The sequence below is a fragment of the Microbulbifer rhizosphaerae genome (genome assembly GCF_014191725.1).
Classification (GTDB): domain Bacteria; phylum Pseudomonadota; class Gammaproteobacteria; order Pseudomonadales; family Cellvibrionaceae; genus Microbulbifer; species Microbulbifer rhizosphaerae.
The window spans coordinates 1-18,490 of sequence record NZ_JACHWZ010000021.1; the positions used below are offsets into that span (position 1 = coordinate 1).

Sequence of the window (18,490 nt, forward strand, 5' to 3'; positions counted from 1 at the left end):
ACGGCGGCTCCGAGGGGCCCGCCCTCATCTCTTGTGCAGCACGGCTGCACGGAGGATCTGAATCCTCCAGTGCGCCTTCGTGGCGCACAGTCGTCAGCAAACCTTACCAGGAAGCTGCGACCCGTCAGCCGTGGGCGCACTTGCTTTACATACCAATCGTCAAGAACATGGTGGAGAAAGATATTCGCAATCATCGGGCTAATCGACCCACCCTGCGGTGAGCCGCAGTCCGGGTAGTGGATGTTGTCCTTTTCAACCACTCCGGCCTTTAGCCATTTGCCGATCAGGCGCATGGTTTTCCCATCGTTGATGCGCAGCCGGAGTATCTCGCGGATGCGATCATGCGGCATCGTGTCGAAGAACTTGCTGATGTCCGCGTCGATGATTACGCTGGCTTTCTCCCGGATACAGCTATCCCGCAAGGCCTTGATTGCATCGTGCGCGCTGCGCTTTTCCCGGAAGCCATAGGAGAAATCGTAGAAGTCGATCTCGTAAATGGCTCCCAAGAGCATCGCCACGGCTCTTTGCAGTATCTTGTCCTCAAGTGCGGAGATACCGATTGGCCGCTGACTCTTGTCCTCTTTCTCGATCCAGACTCGTCTGACGGGAGGGGCCACGTAGCTCCCTTCCCGGTAGCGCTGGTAGAGGTCTGCCAGATTGAGTTCGAGGTTCGCCGAGTATTCTTCGACCGTAACCCCGTCCACACCCGCCGCTGACTGTTTGTTGAGCTGGCGGTAGGCTTCTCGCAGGAAGTCAACGTCAATCAGATGGTGCAACGTAGTAAACACCCATTCCGGGTGCTCCCTTGCTTGCGCTCTTAGTCGACGAAGTTTTAGTGAGACAGTTAGTGATCCCAAAGTATCTCCTGTCGTTCAATTCATCAACACGTCATACCCGGCTTCACCTTCCCTACAGTGGGTCCTTGGGGCAAACGTTCCCCACCTTACCGATCACCAGCATTGCCGGCGATCATCGGTACTATGATCCGCTAAGACTTCCGATCTCGCTTCCTGGGTTTCTTCACTTTCGCTATCGGCCCCCAGTACCTGGTATCTCTCTACTGTCTGTTCGTGTTTCCTGTATGGACTCTCCGCGATTTGCAGCAGATCAGTTCGCGAAGCCCGGTGTATTTGTAGACCGGCGCACCATTGCCGGTTGCTTGAACCAGGACTCAATCGGATCTCCCGAGTTCCCGAGCTACCCCTGTAAGCGCATGCCATGTTCCCAGACCCCGGCGGTGTCGCAGCAGCTTGCCATGGCACTGCTGAGACTGTTGCCTTCCGGTACGCTGCAGTCCGTCGGCTTTCCCGTCGTTCGACGGTTATCCAGTGACCGCGACTCTACAATATTTCGGGGCTCAATAGATGGCCTACACTCTCGCTCCACCCTTGCTCCGCACACCTTGTTACCAAGATCGCACCTGGGCTTCACTACTGACCTGCTGGCTAGGCTTTGGTCTTGGTGGGACTGGGGTCAAGGCGTAAATCCTGACCTGCACCCACTGGGTAACAATAGCCAATTTCCGAATTTATAAAATTCATCCCAAGACTTCGGATTTATCTCGGCACGAGCAGCGCCTGGTTATGAGGAACGGAGCCTCAATCTCCCTTAGTAGACTTGGAAACATCTGCGTTTTGTGTTTCATTGCTTTCACTGCCCTTATCCACTGCTGGTTCTGGTGCTGGTTTAGAATCTTTGTAAATTTGATGGCCCAAGGTTAGCAACAACACAATAAGAATTAGAGCCTGTATAGCGTTTGATATTCTTACGTGATTCTTCTTTCTTTTTTCATCCAAAGCGCTTTTCACGCGAAGAAAAGCTTCTTTCCACGTGAGAAGATTGTGATCTCCTGCTTTGGTATCATGTGGATAATTATTTTTCAACAACTTCAAAATGAATGAAAGATTCTTCTTAGATAACGTTAGTATCTCAGGTGAATGAGCAACTTCAATAAGTTCTTTTCTCTGATGTTCACCTGGAGATCCAGGAAATCTATCTTTCATAATTGTTCACTCATAACGCCAACAGCAAGCACACCGCTTTTTGGCGTCGCCTTGACTGCTTTTGTTAAGTGTTTTGCACGTTACGACCAATTAGACCACCTATATTGCATAGAGCTAACCAGATGTTTTGACTGAAATAGCTGATAGCTGATCCCATTACCTCGTTGTGAGCCCGTTTGATTCCCTCAACTTGCTCTGGGGAAAATTGCCCATTCAAATTAAATTCAAACTCCTTGCGAACCAGAAATTGCCTTACAATTGGCTCAAATTCTTCCATAGCCAAGTTAATTTCTTCGGGTGAGAGACCCGCTTTTGCATACGCAACGCGGAAGTAGTCGAGAGCTTTTCTTATCCCTTGCTCCCCATGGCCTGGAAAATCTATTACGTCACCCACCTAATGCACCTTGGTTATCATTGGGACACTTAACGCTGCCAGCAGGCGCGCCGCTTTTTGGCGTCGCCCTGCCTGGCCTTGTTAGCACTGCGAGCCAAGATACTTGTAAAGTTTTCTGCAAACTGTATCGAGTTCATTTTGCCAGCCTTCGTTATCTTGGTAGATCAAGGGACCCTCTCCGGCATCTATGTATCCTGCGAGAAAATCCTGTGTTGTTCCAGAATATATCGTGCTATTTCCAATTTGCTCTATAAGGTATCCACCCAGTGCATGGAGGGCCGCAGAGTAGCGCTGCTGTGTACTCTTGCTCTTGGTGTCCAAGTTGGCCCATAGCCAGAAGTCCTTGAAGATTTCAATTAATCCCTCAGAAACGCTCTTTTCCAAGTTCGGATCTACGCCATAACGCCAATCTTTGATCCAGTCTTCTGTCGGTTTCATATCAAGTGCTAACAGTTAATTCAAAAGACGCTGCTTCATATCTACCCAGCTCTCTATCTACAAGTCTCTCGCATCACCGCCATGGGAAATTTCGCCAAAATTCAAGGAGTTAAACCAAGTTGGCGGATATTTCAACAGATAGATAGTGCACTGCTGCTTTATATCTCTCCAACAGAAGTGCTTTTGATCATATTGGGAACCCCTTGAAAGTCAATGACTTAGCGGGAATTTTCCGTAGATAGACGAACCTGCTGCTGAATTCTGCCATTGACACGTGGCGATTCGAGTCAATACTGTATGGATAAACAGCCTACTGGAGGACCTCTCATGGATGACATACGCCACCGATTGCCTCGGAAACCGGAACGGTTTATGGATCAGTTGCGGCAACATATTCGGCAGAACGGACTGGCCTACCGAACTGAGCAGACCTATGTCCACTGAGCTTTCTCGCATCGCAGCGCTTTTGCTCTGTCAACACCCAGCGTATAGCACTCAACGCGCTGGTGTATCTTTACAAGCGTTTCCTCAGCAAAGATATCAATCTGCTTAATTTTAATCCCGCTAAACAGCATCGGCGCCTGCCGGTGGTTTACAGCCGAGAGGAGATAAAGGCGATTCTCGCCCATTTGCAAGGAGTCCATCATCTCCAGGTTGCGCTGATGTATGGCTCCGGGCTGCGCAGTGCTGAGCTGCTGTCCCTGCGCGTAAAGGATATCGATTTTGGCAGCAACAACATTTTTGTGCGCGGAGGCAAGGGAAACAAGGATCGAACGACGATGCTGCCACAGGGGTTGATTTCAAGCCTCAAGCACCAAATAGGGCGCGTGGCTCTGCTTCACCAACAAGACCTGCTCGATGGCTATGGTCGAGTGTATCTGCCGGACGCCCTCGAACGGAAATACCCCCGCGCTGCCAGCGAACTGGGCTGGCAATACTTCTTCCCAGCCCACGCTATCGGGCGTTGTCCTCGCTCCGGTGTGCTGCGCAGACATCATATGCACCCGACCACGCTCACCCGCCAGATTAGAACTGCGGTACGGAAGGCGGATATCAACAAGCCGGCACGCGCGCACGCTTTTCGTCACAGCTTTGCCACTCATCTTTTGGAGGCGGGCTATGATCTTCGCACTATCCAGGAATTGTTGGGGCACGCGGATATCAGTACCACGGAGATCTATACCCACGTGGTAAACCGGGGCGGAAAAGGCGTATTGAGTCCGATGGACCAAATGCAGCCGCCGCATGGGATCGCTGAAACGGTGGCGATTTATGGAGTAGCAGCTTAAGGGAATCAGATTGCTGAGTTAAGAAGCCGGAACAGTGCCCGTTACGGCACTGCGCGACGTGCCTGACACATCAAATAGAAAACCACCCGGATGGGTGGTTTTATCTTTGCTAGGAAGCCTGCTTGCGGGCGGACAACTCCGTAGCCGTTCGCCTGCAAGCAGGCTCCTACAAGAGCGGCTGCTTACTTTTCCACAAAGGCCCGCTCGATCACATACTCGTGGGGTACGCCAGCGCGGGTCTCGCGGAAACCCCAGTCATCGAGAATGGTGGTGAGATCCTTGAGCATCGCCGGGCTGCCGCAGAGCATAAAGCGGTCTTCTTCCACATTCGGCTGGGGCACGCCCAGGTCCTTGAAGATCTTGCCGGAGAGCATCAGGTCGGTGAGGCGGCCGTTGTTGCGGTAGGGCTCGCGGGTCACCGTGGGATAGTAGAGCAGCTGTTCGCTCACCATCTCGCCGAAGTACTCGTGGTTCGGCAGTTCGTTTTCGATATAGTCCTGGTAGGCCAGCTCGGATACGTGGCGCACGCCGTGGGTGAGGATCACCTGGTCAAAGCGCTCGTACACGTCCGGGTCCTTGATGATGCTGAGGAAGGGCGCGAGGCCGGTGCCGGTGGACAGCAGCCACAGGCGCTTGCCGGGCAGCAGGTGGTCCGCCACCAGGGTGCCGGTGGGTTTGCGGCTGACGAAGATCTCGTCACCGGGCTTGATCTTCTGCAGCTGGGAGGTAAGCGGGCCGTCCGGCACCTTGATGCTGAAGAATTCCAGCTCGTCCTCGTAGTTGGCGCTGGCGATAGAGTAGGCGCGCAACAGCGGACGGCCGTTGTCCTGCGGCAGACCGATCATGGTAAAGTGCCCGTTCTCGAAGCGGAAAGCCGGATCGCGGCTGGTCTTGAAGCTGAACAGCGTCTCGTTCCAGTGATGGACTTCGAGCACCTTCTCTATATTCAAATTAGACATAAGTTTAGAACCACTTATTCCTGAATTCTCTTAATGATTGAATTTTAGCCCTAGAATATCTATTGGCAAAATGGGATATTTCGATATTCCTTATCGATTTACTCAATTAAAGAATTTCCCGTGCGCTATTCCCTTCGCCAGTTGGAAGTCTTCCTCGCCTGCGCTCACTACGAGAACGTGAGCCGCGCGGCGGTCAGCCTGAATATGTCCCAGTCCGCTGCCTCCACGGCACTCAAGGAGTTCGAGCAGCAGTTCGAGCTACGCCTGTTCGAACGCACCGGCAAACGCCTGCGCCTGAACGAATTGGGCCGCCAGCTTTGGCCGCGGGCGGAGGAGTTGCTGGAGCGGGCGCGGGAGCTGGAGCGGACGCTGGCCGCACACCAGGACCTGGGGCGGCTGAAGATCGGCGCCACCCTGACCATCGGCAACTATCTGGCCGCGGGGGTAATGGCCCTTTATATGGAGGAACAACCGGGGGCGCGGGTGGAGCTGGAGGTGGCCAACACCGCGGCCATCGCCGAGCGGGTGCTGAATTTCGAGCTGGACCTGGGACTGATCGAGGGGGAGCTCAACCATCCGGACCTGGAGATGATCCCCTGGCGCGACGACGAACTGGTGGTCTTCTGCGCGCCGCAGCACGCCCTGGCCGGGCGCAAACGGCTGAGCGACAAAGACCTGTGCGGAGCCACCTGGATAGTGCGCGAGCCCGGCTCCGGCACCCGCCAGACCTTCGAGCGCGCCCTCGCCGGGCTGCTGCCGCAGTTGCATATACGGCTGGAGCTGCAGCACACCGAGGCGATCAAGCGCGCGGTGGAGGCGGGGCTGGGGATCAGCTGCCTCTCAAGGGTGTCCCTGTCCGACGCGCTGAAGCGCGGCTCGCTGGTGGAGCTGCCGGTGCCGCAGCGGGATTTCTCCCGCGAGTTCTATTTCGCCCTGCACCGGCAGAAGTACCGCAGCGCGGGGATCGAGCGCTGGCTGGAGCTGTGCCGGCAGGCGCCGTAATGATCAGCGCGAGTCCAGTCAAGCCGGGACGACGAAAGTACGTTTTTGGGAGCTTCCCAGCGGTTATCCCTGCTGCTGCCCCGCCCGCCGCGCATCCAATCTGTGCAGAAATTCCTGGAGTATCAGCCGGTAGAGTTCGCGGCCCAGGTATTTGTCCTCTACCCCGCTGTCGATGGACGGGTTGTCGTTCACCTCGATCACATAGCCGCGGCCGGCGGACTCCTTCACATCCACGCCATAGAACCCGTTGCCGATGGGCTTGGTGGCCTTGAGTGCGGCCTGCAGCACGGCTTTCGGCACCTCGAAAGTCGGCAGGGTGGCGAAGCCGCCGCTGGCGTTTTTCTTATTGCTGTGGTTGTAGATCTGCCAGTGGTTTTTCGCCATGTAGTAGCGGCAGGCGTAGAGCGGCTTGTTGTTCAGCACGCCGATGCGCCAGTCGAATTCCGTATAGAGGTATTCTTGCGCGAGCAGCAGGCTGGACTCGGCGAACAACTCGCCCAGCTTATCCCGCAGCTCCTCCTCGCTCTTCACTTTGACCACGCCGCGGGAGAAGGAGCCGTCCGGGATTTTAATCACCATCGGCAGGCCCAGCTCTGAAAGCGCCTTCTGCAGGCTGTCCTCGTCGCCGCGGCGCAGAATGCAGGTCCGGGGCGCCGACACCTTGTGGGTGGCAAACAGGTCCGCCAGGTAGATCTTGTTGGTACAGCGCAGGATGCTGGTGGGGTCATCGATCACCACCAGCCCCTCCGCCTCCGCCTTTTTCGCGAAGCGGTAGGTGTGGTGGTCTATCGCGGTGGTCTCGCGGATAAAAAGGGCGTCGAACTCCGGCAGGCGCATATAGTCCGCGGGGGTGATCAGCTCCACCGAGAAACCCAGTTCGCGCCCGGCGCTGACGAACTTCTTGATCGCACTCTTATCCGAGGGCGGCAACGCCTCTTCCGGGTTGACCAGGATCGCCAGGTCGTAGCGGCTGCTGCCCTGGTTTTTGCGCTGGCGCCACACTTTATTACTGAAACTGTCCAGGGCCTCGGCGAACAGCGTCTCCTCCATCTCATTCAGTTCGCGGTGGGAACAGATACGCAGGTCGACGATCTCCCACTGCTGCTGGCAGGCCAGGTGGATCTCCAGCACCGGGCAGGCGAAGCGATCGAACAGCAGGCGCGCCAGGGGTTGCAGCGCCGGCTCCGGGCATTGGCCGAAGTAGGATTTGACCACCAGGGTCTCCCCCGGCACTTCGGGCCGGGGCAGCTTGCCCAACGCCGGAAGCACCCGCGCCAGCTGCAGCTTGTACAGCTGCGGCGCCGCCAGGTCGTTCAGGGTGCGCACGCTGGGCAGTACGTGGTGGCTGCGCGCCTCCGCCAGCAGCGAGCAGTAGTAGCCCTCGCTGCGGTACTCGTAGTTGGCACACAGGTTGATCACCCGCACCCGCTGGTGGCGGCCGGGCAGTTGTAAGTAGTCGGCAAAGGTGATCACCCGCTCGCTGGGATAGTAGGGAGCCCAGTCGGCGGGTTGGTCGATCACAATCAGCACCTGGGACATTCGGAAAGGCGTCTCGGTAAGGGTGAAAAACTGCGCGAAAGATAGAAGAAATTTTGTCCAGCTCCTATCTTTTTTTGCGCCTTTTGCTAATGTAGCTCAGCCGCAGCTTCGCGGTGTTTCCGGCCGCCGGTTGGCGGACTCCCAGATGCCCTCTTCCGACTCTCCGACTTTCCAGATTCGCCCCGCCTGCCCGGCGGATGTACCTGCCCTGCACACGCTGGAACAGGCCTGTTTCAGCAGCGACCGCCTCTCCCGCCGACGCCTGCGCCATTGGGTGGCGGCGGACAATCGCGTCTTCCTGGTGGCGGAACGGGCCGGGCAGTTGCTCGGCTATGTACTGGTGCTGCTGCGCCGCGGCACCCGCCTGGCGCGGCTCTACTCCCTGGCGGTGAGTCCGGCCGGGCGCGGCCAGGGAATCGGCGGCGCTCTGCTGTCGGCGGCTGAAGAGGAAAGCAGCCACAGCGGTCGCCTCTTTATGCGCTTGGAGGTGGCCGAGGACAACCACGACGCCATCGCCCTCTACCAGCGGCAGGGCTACCGCACCTTTGGCAGCTATCCCAATTACTACGAAGACGACGCCAATGCGTTGCGCATGCAGAAGCGCATCCGCTACCGCCCGGAGAATCTGCACAGGCTGCAAGTGCCCTGGTACGGCCAGACCACCGACTTCACCTGCGGCCCGGCGGCGGCGATGATGGCGATGGCGGCGCTCCGCCCCGACTACCGGCCCTCGGTCAGCGAGGAGCTGGCCTTGTGGCGCGAGGCCACCACCATCTTTATGACTTCCGGGACCGGCGGCTGCCATCCGATAGGCCTGGCGCTGGCAATGCGCGCGCGCGGCTTCCACTGCACCGTCTACCTGAACCAGGGGACACCACTATTCGCCCACGGCGTGCGTTCGGAAAGCAAAAAAAAGGTCATTCGGCAGGTGGATGCAGACTTCCGTCGGTCCGCCCGCGAGCGGGATATTCCGGTTATCGAGGAGGATTTCACCCAGGACCAGCTACAGCAGTGGCTGGAGCAGGGCGCTCTGGCGCTGCTGCTGATCAGCACCTACCGCCTGGACGGCAGGAAGGTACCTCACTGGGTGACCCTGACCGGTATCGACGATGAGTGCCTCTATGTGCACGACCCGGACTACGACGACGAGCAGAATCCCCTCGACAGCCAGTACCTGCCGATCGCGCGGGAGGACTTTGCCAGGATGTCGCTATTTGGGCGGGAGAGGCTGCGTACTGCGGTGGTGGTGCGAAAATCCCCTGCCAACGGGGCCTGACTCGAATGCCGCCAAGTTAAGGGGCCTATCCGTTCGCCATCTTGCACTTTGGCCCCTCCCCAATTTCTGGTAACTTTGCTCGCGTGCTTGAGTGGGAACAACCTGCCCACATTTCAATAGCCACATATCAAATGAATAAATAGCAACCAAATTGGGGGGAATTATGAAAACAGGGAAAGTTGTAGCTTTCTTGGTCGGAACTCTGTTGAGTACTTCAACGCTGGCACAGGACAATGCCGAGATTACCATCAACCAAAAAGCGGAATACTACGATACCAAGGTAATTGCACCGAATATCGTTCGAGAATGCACCAATCTGGGGTACAAATTTTCCGATTCGACGAAACAATTCCTGGAGAAGTACGGTTTTTCCGCAGCGCTGCAGCCCGAGTTGGATCTGAAAACCGAAGGCTTCAATCTCAAATTGAGCATCCTCAATGCTGTCAGCTCCGGCAATGCCTGGACCGGTCACCGCAAGTCGGTAACCGTTGAGGCCGAACTTTATAGGGACGGCGAACTGATCGACTCTTTTCAAAATGCCAGAAACTCCAGTGGTGGCTTTGGTGGCGGCTTTAAAGGGTCATGCCAGATATTGGAGCGCTGCGTGCACACGCTTGGAAATGACGTCGCCAAGTGGATCAAGAGCAAGCACCAGGGTTAAATCGACCTCCGAAATCACATCAACTCTTTGTTTAATTGAACTTGAGGAATTCTTATGCGTTCAGTTGTACATGGGCTTTTTATCGCCCTGTTTACTCTAGTTTTGGCCGGCTGCACCAGTCACTCAGTAATGAATATCAACGACAGCCCGGTACCCAATCGCCTGAACGGGGTGCCGCAAACCGCGGAAACTGTCAGACAGGGCATTCTCGCCGGCTGCGTGGACAAGGGCTGGAACTGCCGCGAAATCAGCTCCGGCCTGATCGAAGCCTCAATCAAGGTGCGCAATCACCGGGCCACCACTGAAATATCCTACGACAAAAACAGCTACAACATTCTCTACAAGAACAGCTCTATGCTGGACTACAACGAGAGAAACAACACCATTCACCGGAATTACAACCGCTGGATCAGCTACCTTGATAACGCTATCCACAAGCGTCTGGCCCTGTAAATAAAGGTAGCCCACACTTCCATCCGGCAGCGCTTCTGCCGGATGTTCGTTGGCGGATGCCGATTGGTATGGCAACAGCAGAACCAACACATTACGATCTTTCCCTGTAGGAGCCTGCTTGCAGAGGAGAAAGGTGCAGAACTCTGTAGCAGTTCGCTTGCAAGCCAGCTCCTGCAAAAGAGGTCGCTGCATCAGGCCCTTCGCATCATTGTTATCGCTTAACTTGGTGCCATCCAGGACTGACCTGTCTCTTTATCCCCCTCCGCCGCCAGCCTATCCAGGCAAGTAAAAAAATGTCAAACTGCGCTGGCACTTTTCACCATAAAGGGAGATAACAATATGTTGCGCTTGGTTAAACTTGTATTTGCCGCCAGCTCCATCTGGCTGGCCGCCTGTGCTGGCAATCCGATGCTTGTCAGCACCAACCAGACTGTCGCCGCTCCGAATTCGGACAAAGCACAAGTTGTTTTTATGCGCTCGTCTTTCGTCGGTTCAGCAATCAACGCTTCGCTGTTTGAAGTTAAAGACGATAAGAACGAATTTATCGGCATTATGGCCAATGGCACCAAGATCTCACACGAAGTGGAGCCCGGCGAACATACCTTTATGGTGGTTTCCGAGGCCGCCGACTTTATGAAAGCCGAGGTGGAAGCAGGCAAAACCTATTATGCGATGGTGACCCCGCGCATGGGCGCCTGGAAGGCGCGCTTCAGTTTCCAACCGATCAAGAAGAATGCGGACAGCAGCTTCAGCACATCTTCAAAGGATTTCGGAGATTGGGCAAGCAGTACCAAATTGGTAGAGAACTCCGAGACCTCACTGCTGTGGGCCGAAAACAACGCTGCGAGCATTGAATCCAAGAAAGATGCCTATCTCACCAAATGGCTTTCCAAGGATCCAGAGGAAATCGCACGGCAGACTTTGGAAGCCTCTGACGGGCTCTGATTTTTCTCAACAGGTGTCGGTAACTGTGTTTATTGAGCTGGATCAGCTACCTGGATGACGCTATCCACAAGCGGCTGGCCCTGTAAGTAAGCCGAGCCCACACTTCCATCCGGCAGCCCGGCTGCCGGATGGTCCACTTCGCCCCTTCTACTTTTCCACCCGCCGCATCCGGCTCAGCAGCGAAAAAAATTCGCCAGAAGAGTTTTCCCGGGGAAAAGGCCTGTCCGGCACCGGCCTCCCGAGAAAACCGCACAGCGGACCCCAACCGTCGCTGACACTAAAGCGCAGCAGCTGGTCCGCGGGTACCGTTTCAACAATGTTTTCCAGGTGAGTCCGATAGAGGCGCTTGGCGGACTCCCGATCAAATTCTCCCTCAAAAGTCCTGTTGCCGATCACCTCTCTGGCCAGTCGCACAAACTCCGGCCTCACCTTTTCGGGTATCAATTCCGCCCAGCGCAACGCCGGGAAGACGGTATCCGAGACGCTCCGGTACCAGCTGTCAAAATCTCGCTCGGTAACAATCACCCTGGCCTCGGGAGCCCACTCCAGGATCTCTTCGAGGAAAATGCACACGGGCCAGTCCACCGCCGATGCGAAGCCACTGAGCAGGCGCGGCCAGTTTATCCACTCTGCATGGAGCTCCTCCAACCATGCGCAACAGCGCTCCGTATCCGCGGCGAAGTTGCTCATATGCAGACAGGGGCCAAAACCGAGTTCTTCCAGTGCCTGCTGTAGGGAAAGGGTGCCGGTGCGGCCAAAACTCGCACCGAGAATCTGAATATTCAAGATAGCCAGTTTATTGTTCTCAAAATTCAGCCCGATCAAAATACTGCTTGGTATAAATGTATCGAGAGTCTGATTTTTGACTGAGATTGTTGGATTGGGCACGACCATTAATATCAATAGTCGTGCCCTTCGCATCATGCGCTTATTGGTCCTTGGACTTCAGCGCCTGCAGGGTTTCAGCGGAACACCTTTGATCATCTTTCTGCGTCAGGTCGTAGCAGGGGTAGGCAAATCCCATCGGCCAATAGATAGCGCCGGCCGGCGGCCAGAAAAGGGACGCGGGCCGAAAGCTGGAACGCAACCTGCCCTCCTGAACAACCTCGCCATTCTGTTCGATCTTGTATGGAATACCGCCGGCGGAAGACCAGGACAGCGGTGTTCTTGTCACCTTGCCTTCAGCAAGGGGCTCTTCGGTTCCCCGCTTGATTTTCAGTACCGAATCTTCCGGTAGCTTGAGATAGGTTGAAGTTGAGCAGCCAGAGAGAACAAGAGATGCTGCGGCAAATGCAATTAGCCTTTTCATTGTTGATTTTCCTTGCTTCTTGGGTCGGGTGAAATAAAAGCATCGCGGCAAGTCACCTTGCAGAACCGCGACCATTCCTGAAAATCAGAAATTCAGTCCTACATTGACCACAAACGGCATATCGATACCGTCGTTATCACTGAAAATATTGGCATTGGAAAAGTGCTTCCAGGACACCATCAGCACCAAATCCTCCCTGCCCTGCCAGTCGATACGCGCGGCGTAGCCCACCTGGGCCTGGAAGGCGAAGTGGTTGTCCTGGTGGCGGTCGCCGAGCTGGTTGCTACTGATATAGCTGGGGCCCAGGGCGCGCACAAAAAAGTAGGGTTGGCCCCAGCTCTGCCGGCGCGGGTAGAGATTCAGTTGGGGGTAAATGGAAATCGCGTAGAAGGAGCGGTGCTCGTCCGTATCGGTTTTCACCTTGGTGTAGCTCACTCCCAGGTGGATATGCTGGCGGTGGCTCTTTTCGAATTTTTTGAAAGAGTAGTCGATGCCGTAGGTGCGGTTGCGCTGGTCGGAGTCCGGCTGCGGGCCGCCGCCGGCGCTGAGCAGCAGTTCGTTGGCGGATGTCGATTGGCACAGCAATAGCAGGGCCAACACAAAAAAAACTTGTTTCACCGCTTTCTCCTCGATTCAATTGATGGGCACGCTTCGCTTTGCCCATCCTACAATCTTTCCCTGTAGGAGCCTGCTTGCAAGCGAAAGGTGCAGAACTCTGTAGCGGTTCGCTTGCAAGCAAGCTCCTACAAAGAGGTTCTAGCAAACCGCGAAGGCCCTGATGATTTATTCCTTAAACCCGCCGTTTAAAGATCAACGAAGTGTTGATGCCGCCAAAAGCAAAGTTATTGCTCATCACATACTCGGTATCGATTGCGCGGCCGTCGCCCTGAATGTAGTCCAGCTCGGCGCAGTCCGGATCGATGTTTTCCAGGTTGATGGTGGGGTGGAACCAGCATTCACGCATCATCTGGATACTGGCCCAGGACTCCAGTGCGCCGCAGGCGCCCAGGGTGTGGCCGGTGTAGCTCTTCATCGAACTGATCGGCACGGCACGGCCGAAGGCGTTGAGGGTGGCGTGGCTCTCGGCCACGTCGCCGCGGTCGGTGGCGGTGCCGTGGGCGCTGACATAGCCGATGGCTTGCGCATCGATACCCGCCTGGGCGATGGCCTGTTGCAGGGCTACCTGCATGGTGGGTGACTGGGGCTGGGTGACGTGGCTGCCGTCGGAGTTGGTGCCGAAGCCGACAATTTCCGCATAAATCCGCGCGCCGCGGGCTACCGCGTGCTCGTACTCCTCCAGCACCAGGGTGCAGGCGCCCTCGCCGATCACCAGGCCGTCGCGCTCGCGATCGAAGGGGCGCGGGGTGACGCTCGGCGTTTCGTTTTTGGTGGAAGTGGCGAAGAGGGTGTCGAACACCGCCGCTTCGGTTGCGCAAAGCTCCTCCGCGCCGCCGGCGACCATCACCGTCTGGCTGCCGTTGCGGATCGCCTCGTAGGCATAGCCGATGCCCTGGCTGCCGGAGGTGCAGGCGGAACTGGTGGTGTAGACACGCCCGCACAAGCCGAAAAATACCCCGATATTCACCGCGGTGGTGTGCGACATCATCTTGATATAGCTGGTGGCGTTGAGGCCGTCGGTGCGGTGGTTGATCAGCATATTGCCGAAGTCGCCGATCGCCGCCGGGGTGCCCGCGGAGGAGCCGTAGGCCACACCGGTGGCACCACTTTTCAGGATCGGGGCGTCCAGCAGGCCGGCCTCCTCCAGCGCCAGCTCGGTGGCGCGCACCGCCATCAGCGAGACCCGGCCCATGCTGCGCACCCGCTTGCGGGTGTAGTGCGCGGGTTTTTCGAAATCCACAACCGGCGCACCCAGGCGCGTCTCCAGCCCCTCGTACTTATTCCAGTCATCCATATACACCACGCCGGAACGGCGTTGCTGCAATGACTCCCTGACCTGCTGCCAGCCTTGGCCGATGGGGGAAATGCCGGCCATGCCGGTTACTACCACGCGTTTCATCAGTAGAGGCCACCGTTTACGGAAATTACCTGGCGGGTGATATAGCCGGCCCGCTCGTGCATCAGGAAGGCCACCGTCGCGGCCACTTCCTCCGGCTTGCCCAGGCGACGGGCCGGGACCATTTTCAGGATTTCATCCACCGGCAGATCCTCGTTCACCATTTCGGTATCAATCAGCCCGGGGGCCACACAATTGACTGTGATCTGGCGCTTGGCCAGCTCCAGTGCCAGCGCCTTGCTGGCGCCGATCAGGCCGGCCTTGGACGCGGAGTAGTTTACTTGCCCGCGATTGCCGGCGAGCCCGGAGACCGAGGTCATCACCACGATGCGCCCCGGCGCCTTGCGCCGCACCATGGGCATGGTGAGCGGGTGCAGCACATTGTAGAAACCGTCCAGGTTGGTGTGTACCACCCGGTCCCAGTCCTCCTCGGGCATCGCCGGGAAGGCGTTGTCGGCGGTGAGACCCGCGTTGCACACCACCCCGTAGTAGGCACCGTGCGCTTCCACATCGCTCAACAGTGTCTCGCGCGCGCCGCTGCGATCGAGGATATCGAACTGCAGGATTCTCGCTTCCCGCCCCGATTCGGCAATCTCTTTCGCCACAGCTTCCGCCTGCTCCCGGCGGCTGCGGCAGTGCAGCACTATGTTGTAGCCGTCCTGCGCCAGCTGCAGCGCAATGGCGCGGCCGATTCCCCGGCTGGAGCCGGTGACCAGAATCCACTCGGACATTTATTTTTTTCCCTTCAGATATTCTTCGATATTTTCCGGTTGAAACACATTCAGGCGCGCACTCTGCTCAATACCCTCGCCGCACACACGGCATTCGAAGGTGGCCATGCCGTTATCCGCCTGTAGCAGCCGCTCCACGCTCACCGTGAGTTCGTCGCCGCACTGATAGCTGTCTACATTGCTGTGGAACTGGCGCGAGCCGAGCAGGAAGCCGAGCTTTACCGCCTCTCCCGCGCACTTTGCGTGGTAGCCGGCAAACGCGGCAACCGCCTGTGCCATATATTCGATACCCACATAGGCTGGCACCCGGCCCTGGCGGTCGAAAAGGCCATCCTCGCGCACGCGCAGTTTCGCCACCAGCGTCTCCTCGCCAGCCGAAACCACAGTATCCAACAACACCATATCGCCGCTATGCGGCACCAGTTCGCTCACCGGGTAGTGTTGTCCCTCTTTTGCGGAAGCTTGTATGGAAGATTGCATAAACTCTACTCCTCTCCGCCGAAAATCAGCGTGCTGTTGCTGCCGCCGAACGCGAAAGAATTGCTCATTGCGTAACGCGGCCTCTCCGCTTTTCCGCCACCGCGGTGCAGGCGCAGCGGCGGCATTTTTTCGTCGTACTCGCCGTCGAAACAGTGCGGTGGCACGCCAGCGGAAAATTCTCTGTGCAGCGCCAGCCAGCAGAAGGCCGCTTCCAGTGCGCCGGCGGCGCCCAGGGTATGCCCGCTCACGGGCTTGCTCGAGGAGCAGAGCACGCCTTCGCCGAGCACGCCGTGCACCGCCTTCGCCTCCATTGCATCGTTCTGCGCGGTGCCGGTGCCGTGCAGATTCAGGTAGCCGATATCGCCGGGCGCGAGGCCCGCCGCGCGCAGCGCGCGGCGCATGGCCTCCGCCGCGCCCCCCCCGCTGGGGTCCGGCGCCGACATATGGTGCGCATCGGAGCTGGCGCCCACCCCGCACAGGCGCACCGGCCCCGGCTCCCGGCTGAGTACGAACATGGCGCCCGCCTCGCCGAGGTTGATGCCGTCGCGGTTGCGGCTGAAGGGTTGCGCCAGGCCGGCACTCAGTGCGCCCAGCGCGTGAAAGCCTTTCACGGTCATGCCGCACAAGGTGTCCACGCCGCCCACCACCACCGCGTCGCAGATGTTCATCGACAGCAGGCGCCGCGCGCTGGCAAAGGCGTTGGCGCTGGAGGAGCAGGCGGTGGATACGGTGATCTGGGGCCCCTGCACGCGGAAACAGGCAGCCACGAATTGCGCCAGTGCCGCCAGTTGCTGCTGCTGGCGGTAGCTGTAGCTCCCCGAATTCGCGCCGCGCAGATGCTCCTCGCCGGCGGCGATGCCGGAAGTGGAGGTGCCCATTACCACCGCGATGCGCCGCGAGCCGCACCGCTCACGCAGCGCCGCCAGCGGTTGCTCGATCTGCCGCGCCACCGCCAGTGCGAGGCGATTGTTGCGGCACTCGTACTGCGCGAGTTCCGGCGGCAGCGCCGGCAGGCTCTCCTCGATCACACCCAGGCGCCCGGCGAAACCCGGCAGCCAGGGGGAGCCGGCGCGCATGCGCGAGCAGTCGCCGGCGAACAGGCGCGCGGCCACTTGGTGCGCGCCGCTGCCCAGTGCGCAGGCGAGGCCGAGATGGTTGAGATAGAAGCGCGCTGAAGCCATGGGTTCTTGTCTTTTACAGATTCCTGATCGCGAGCGAGTAATCCAGGGACTCCTGTACCAGTCGCACCTGTGCCGTCCAGGGGTTATCGCCGCTGTAGTCCACCCGTGTGTGCAGCCGGCCACCGTAGTACAACCGGCGCTGCAATTCGCCGCCATCGCGCCGCTCTTCCAGCGACCATCCGGATGGCAGCGCGCCTCGCAGCAGCTCCAGCGGCCAGTACACCAGTTGCAGGTCCGCCAGCAACGCCTCCGCGGGCAGCGCCCGGGTTGCCGGCAGGTAGCGCTCGGCAGTCAGCTGGCGGCCATCGTACTGAATATCCATCAGGCTGACACCCTGCGGGCTGACCAGCGACAGCTGGAGCTTCTGCGGCAGCAACAGCAGCGCCGCCATCAGGTCCCTGCGCTCGCCGCGAAACTCGACCCGCAAGTGCTGCAGCAGCTCGCGCTCCTCCCCCGCGGGCAAAGGCGCCAGCGGGCGCAACGGCGGCCGCGCGCCCAGTTGCAGAACACAGCCGGTGAGCAGCAGCGTAGCGACTGCGATGGCAATCAGGCCGCGCATACTTCCGCCAGTATCCCCGGGCGGTGCTCCGTCCCCGCCACATAGGGGGATTGCCGGTACCAAGCGGCAACACCGGCGCCGCCGGAATTGCCACAAGGTAATGAAAATTCTCGTTCAACAGGCTCCATATCAGCTCCGGCGACGCTTGATCACCTTGGTTAGAGTGTGGCTGATTCCCACATCATCTACTTCTTCCGCCACCTCCAACCCGGCCTCCTCAATGCACTTGTGCATCAAAGAGGAATGGTACATCTGGCTGTTTCCATTCGCGATGCAGGTAAAGTACAAGGATGTCTGTTGCAGGCAGAAGGCCGCATTCTCGAATTTCTGCCTGTCCCAATAAGTTTCCATGATGTATAGACTTGAATCCCCGGTCATGACATCAGCCGCCTTTCTCAGGATCATGACGATTTCCTCTTCCGAGAAGCAATCCAGGAATTGGCTCATCCAAATGACATCATGCCCTTCAGGCAACACAGAGTCTTCACGCAGGATATCAACAGGGAATTCAGAAACCCTGCCACCCAGGCCGTGCTTGTCGATTTGCACCCTTGCCTGCGCCAATTGGCCTGGAAGATCGCACATTGTCACCTTTACATCCGGCGAATGGTTGGCGCAGGCAATTGCCCATTTTCCGGTATTCGCGCCCACATCAAGGATGGACTGGACAGGGCTGCCGAAAATAACAGGAAGAACTTTCTGAAACGAATTATCGGAATAAAAATGATCGAAGTTGAACCAGCTCTCCCTTGCCTTTTCCGGCAGTGTGGCAAGCGCTTCATAAATTGTTTCATGCCCGGGCGCCAACTCCTTTAATCCGGCCGGCTTGCCTTCGATAAGACTTTCCTGAAAGTGAAAGAAACCCTGGTAATTTACATCGTGGACAAAATCCATATTTACCTGAGTCATTCGATCGTTCAGGATATAAAATCCCAGCTTGGTAAGAATGAATTTATCTTCTTTCAGAATCAACAATCCGATGCCAAGCCCCGCCTCCGTCAGCACTCTCACCGCATATCTCGACAAATCCACATGCTGCAGAATTTCCGATAAAGACAATCCATTGTCACCGCTCGATTCGATTACCCTCAACACACCAAGATCTCTCAGCGCCTTTGATGCCTGAAATGCAAATGGACCGAAAGCGATTCGCTGCGCCTCTTGTTTTGCTTCAAGAGCGCTCAACTTGTCTTTATTAAAATAACTCATTCTGATTTCCTTGATGGATACCGCGCACTAAAGTTTCCTCCAACTGTT

Annotated in this window: 21 protein-coding genes; 6 read left to right on the forward strand and 15 right to left on the reverse strand. The window is 57.5% G+C overall.

Going from position 1 to position 18,490, the window contains the following annotated elements; translation table 11 throughout:
- From FHS09_RS17990 to FHS09_RS18005, 4 genes are all read right to left on the reverse strand, one after another.
- A partial coding sequence (locus FHS09_RS17990; protein WP_246395120.1) for a reverse transcriptase domain-containing protein occupies positions 1–776 on the reverse strand: 776 nt, incomplete at its 3' end.
- Between the two features lie 822 nt (positions 777–1,598).
- Entirely contained in the window at positions 1,599–2,003 is a 405-nt protein-coding gene (locus FHS09_RS17995; protein WP_183462482.1) for a hypothetical protein, read from the reverse strand.
- A 64-nt stretch (positions 2,004–2,067) separates the two neighbouring features.
- Positions 2,068–2,397: a hypothetical protein gene (locus FHS09_RS18000; RefSeq protein WP_183462484.1), complete on the reverse strand. Its 330-nt coding sequence runs from the start codon at positions 2,395–2,397 to the stop codon at positions 2,068–2,070.
- Positions 2,398–2,478: 81 nt separating this feature from the next.
- Positions 2,479–2,835 carry a hypothetical protein gene (locus FHS09_RS18005; protein WP_183462486.1) on the reverse strand — a complete coding sequence of 119 codons (357 nt, stop codon included), beginning with the start codon at positions 2,833–2,835 and terminating at the stop codon, positions 2,479–2,481.
- Positions 2,836–3,323: 488 nt separating this feature from the next.
- Here FHS09_RS18005 and FHS09_RS18010 point away from each other — a divergent pair, with 488 nt between their 5' ends.
- Complete coding sequence (locus tag FHS09_RS18010; protein ID WP_343057521.1) at positions 3,324–4,124, forward strand: integron integrase; 801 nt, start codon at positions 3,324–3,326, stop codon at positions 4,122–4,124.
- A gap of 182 nt (positions 4,125–4,306) precedes the next feature.
- Here the strand turns inward: FHS09_RS18010 and FHS09_RS18015 are convergent, their stop codons facing one another.
- Positions 4,307–5,083, reverse strand: coding sequence for a ferredoxin--NADP reductase (locus FHS09_RS18015; protein ID WP_183462488.1), 777 nt, complete (start codon positions 5,081–5,083; stop codon positions 4,307–4,309).
- 120 nt (positions 5,084–5,203) lie between these two features.
- Between FHS09_RS18015 and FHS09_RS18020 the strand changes: the two genes are divergently transcribed.
- Positions 5,204–6,085, forward strand: coding sequence for a LysR family transcriptional regulator (locus FHS09_RS18020; protein ID WP_183462490.1), 882 nt, complete (start codon positions 5,204–5,206; stop codon positions 6,083–6,085).
- 63 nt (positions 6,086–6,148) lie between these two features.
- Here FHS09_RS18020 and FHS09_RS18025 read toward each other — a convergent pair whose 3' ends face one another.
- Positions 6,149–7,606, reverse strand: coding sequence for a RimK family protein (locus FHS09_RS18025; RefSeq protein ID WP_343057515.1), 1,458 nt, complete (start codon positions 7,604–7,606; stop codon positions 6,149–6,151).
- Between the two features lie 163 nt (positions 7,607–7,769).
- Between FHS09_RS18025 and FHS09_RS18030 the strand changes: the two genes are divergently transcribed.
- The 4 genes from FHS09_RS18030 (at position 7,770) to FHS09_RS18045 (ending at position 10,959) form a co-directional block, all read left to right on the forward strand.
- Positions 7,770–8,900 (forward strand): GNAT family N-acetyltransferase/peptidase C39 family protein, encoded by a 1,131-nt coding sequence (locus tag FHS09_RS18030; RefSeq protein WP_183462493.1) that lies wholly within the window; start codon positions 7,770–7,772, stop codon positions 8,898–8,900.
- 163 nt (positions 8,901–9,063) lie between these two features.
- Positions 9,064–9,561 (forward strand): hypothetical protein, encoded by a 498-nt coding sequence (locus tag FHS09_RS18035; protein WP_183462495.1) that lies wholly within the window; start codon positions 9,064–9,066, stop codon positions 9,559–9,561.
- Between the two features lie 54 nt (positions 9,562–9,615).
- A complete protein-coding gene (locus FHS09_RS18040; protein WP_183462497.1) occupies positions 9,616–10,014 on the forward strand; it encodes a YgdI/YgdR family lipoprotein in 399 nt (132 codons plus the stop codon).
- 339 nt (positions 10,015–10,353) lie between these two features.
- A complete protein-coding gene (locus tag FHS09_RS18045; RefSeq protein WP_183462499.1) occupies positions 10,354–10,959 on the forward strand; it encodes a hypothetical protein in 606 nt (201 codons plus the stop codon).
- Positions 10,960–11,106: 147 nt separating this feature from the next.
- Here the strand turns inward: FHS09_RS18045 and FHS09_RS18050 are convergent, their stop codons facing one another.
- The 9 genes from FHS09_RS18050 to FHS09_RS18090 all read right to left on the reverse strand — a co-directional run bounded on the left by FHS09_RS18050 (position 11,107) and on the right by FHS09_RS18090 (position 18,442).
- Entirely contained in the window at positions 11,107–11,745 is a 639-nt protein-coding gene (locus FHS09_RS18050; RefSeq protein ID WP_183462501.1) for a sulfotransferase family protein, read from the reverse strand.
- 142 nt (positions 11,746–11,887) lie between these two features.
- Positions 11,888–12,268, reverse strand: coding sequence for a putative periplasmic lipoprotein (locus FHS09_RS18055; RefSeq protein ID WP_183462503.1), 381 nt, complete (start codon positions 12,266–12,268; stop codon positions 11,888–11,890).
- Between the two features lie 84 nt (positions 12,269–12,352).
- On the reverse strand, positions 12,353–12,886 hold the full coding sequence (locus tag FHS09_RS18060; protein ID WP_183462505.1) for an acyloxyacyl hydrolase: 534 nt from the start codon (positions 12,884–12,886) through the stop codon (positions 12,353–12,355).
- Between the two features lie 172 nt (positions 12,887–13,058).
- Positions 13,059–14,285, reverse strand: a complete 1,227-nt coding sequence (locus FHS09_RS18065) for a beta-ketoacyl-ACP synthase (RefSeq protein WP_183462507.1) — start codon at positions 14,283–14,285, stop codon at positions 13,059–13,061.
- Positions 14,285–15,013 (reverse strand): 3-oxoacyl-ACP reductase FabG, encoded by a 729-nt coding sequence (fabG, locus tag FHS09_RS18070; RefSeq protein ID WP_183462509.1) that lies wholly within the window; start codon positions 15,011–15,013, stop codon positions 14,285–14,287. Before fabG ends, FHS09_RS18065 begins: the two co-directional genes overlap by 1 nt.
- Positions 15,014–15,493, reverse strand: coding sequence for a hotdog family protein (locus FHS09_RS18075; protein ID WP_183462511.1), 480 nt, complete (start codon positions 15,491–15,493; stop codon positions 15,014–15,016).
- Between the two features lie 5 nt (positions 15,494–15,498).
- A complete protein-coding gene (locus tag FHS09_RS18080; protein ID WP_183462513.1) occupies positions 15,499–16,674 on the reverse strand; it encodes a beta-ketoacyl-ACP synthase in 1,176 nt (391 codons plus the stop codon).
- Positions 16,675–16,687: 13 nt separating this feature from the next.
- Positions 16,688–17,233, reverse strand: a complete 546-nt coding sequence (locus tag FHS09_RS18085; RefSeq protein ID WP_183462515.1) for a DUF3261 domain-containing protein — start codon at positions 17,231–17,233, stop codon at positions 16,688–16,690.
- Between the two features lie 129 nt (positions 17,234–17,362).
- The gene (locus FHS09_RS18090) at positions 17,363–18,442 is read right to left on the reverse strand and encodes a class I SAM-dependent methyltransferase (RefSeq protein ID WP_183462517.1); all 1,080 of its coding nucleotides are present in this window, start codon (positions 18,440–18,442) and stop codon (positions 17,363–17,365) included.
- Between the last annotated feature and the right edge of the window lie 48 nt (positions 18,443–18,490).

Excerpts from the sequence above, each read along its gene's own strand:
- FHS09_RS17995 (WP_183462482.1), bottom strand. The coding sequence starts at position 2,003 with ATGAAAGATAGATTTCCTGGATCTCCAGGTGAACATCAGAGAAAAGAA.
- FHS09_RS18005 (WP_183462486.1), bottom strand. The coding sequence starts at position 2,835 with ATGAAACCGACAGAAGACTGGATCAAAGATTGGCGTTATGGCGTAGAT.
- FHS09_RS18015 (WP_183462488.1), bottom strand. The coding sequence starts at position 5,083 with ATGTCTAATTTGAATATAGAGAAGGTGCTCGAAGTCCATCACTGGAAC.
- FHS09_RS18030 (WP_183462493.1), top strand. The coding sequence starts at position 7,770 with ATGCCCTCTTCCGACTCTCCGACTTTCCAGATTCGCCCCGCCTGCCCG.
- FHS09_RS18035 (WP_183462495.1), top strand. The coding sequence starts at position 9,064 with ATGAAAACAGGGAAAGTTGTAGCTTTCTTGGTCGGAACTCTGTTGAGT.
- FHS09_RS18040 (WP_183462497.1), top strand. The coding sequence starts at position 9,616 with ATGCGTTCAGTTGTACATGGGCTTTTTATCGCCCTGTTTACTCTAGTT.
- FHS09_RS18045 (WP_183462499.1), top strand. The coding sequence starts at position 10,354 with ATGTTGCGCTTGGTTAAACTTGTATTTGCCGCCAGCTCCATCTGGCTG.
- FHS09_RS18055 (WP_183462503.1), bottom strand. The coding sequence starts at position 12,268 with ATGAAAAGGCTAATTGCATTTGCCGCAGCATCTCTTGTTCTCTCTGGC.
- FHS09_RS18065 (WP_183462507.1), bottom strand. The coding sequence starts at position 14,285 with ATGAAACGCGTGGTAGTAACCGGCATGGCCGGCATTTCCCCCATCGGC.
- fabG (WP_183462509.1), bottom strand. The coding sequence starts at position 15,013 with ATGTCCGAGTGGATTCTGGTCACCGGCTCCAGCCGGGGAATCGGCCGC.
- FHS09_RS18075 (WP_183462511.1), bottom strand. The coding sequence starts at position 15,493 with ATGCAATCTTCCATACAAGCTTCCGCAAAAGAGGGACAACACTACCCG.
- FHS09_RS18080 (WP_183462513.1), bottom strand. The coding sequence starts at position 16,674 with ATGGCTTCAGCGCGCTTCTATCTCAACCATCTCGGCCTCGCCTGCGCA.
- FHS09_RS18085 (WP_183462515.1), bottom strand. The coding sequence starts at position 17,233 with ATGCGCGGCCTGATTGCCATCGCAGTCGCTACGCTGCTGCTCACCGGC.
- FHS09_RS18090 (WP_183462517.1), bottom strand. The coding sequence starts at position 18,442 with ATGAGTTATTTTAATAAAGACAAGTTGAGCGCTCTTGAAGCAAAACAA.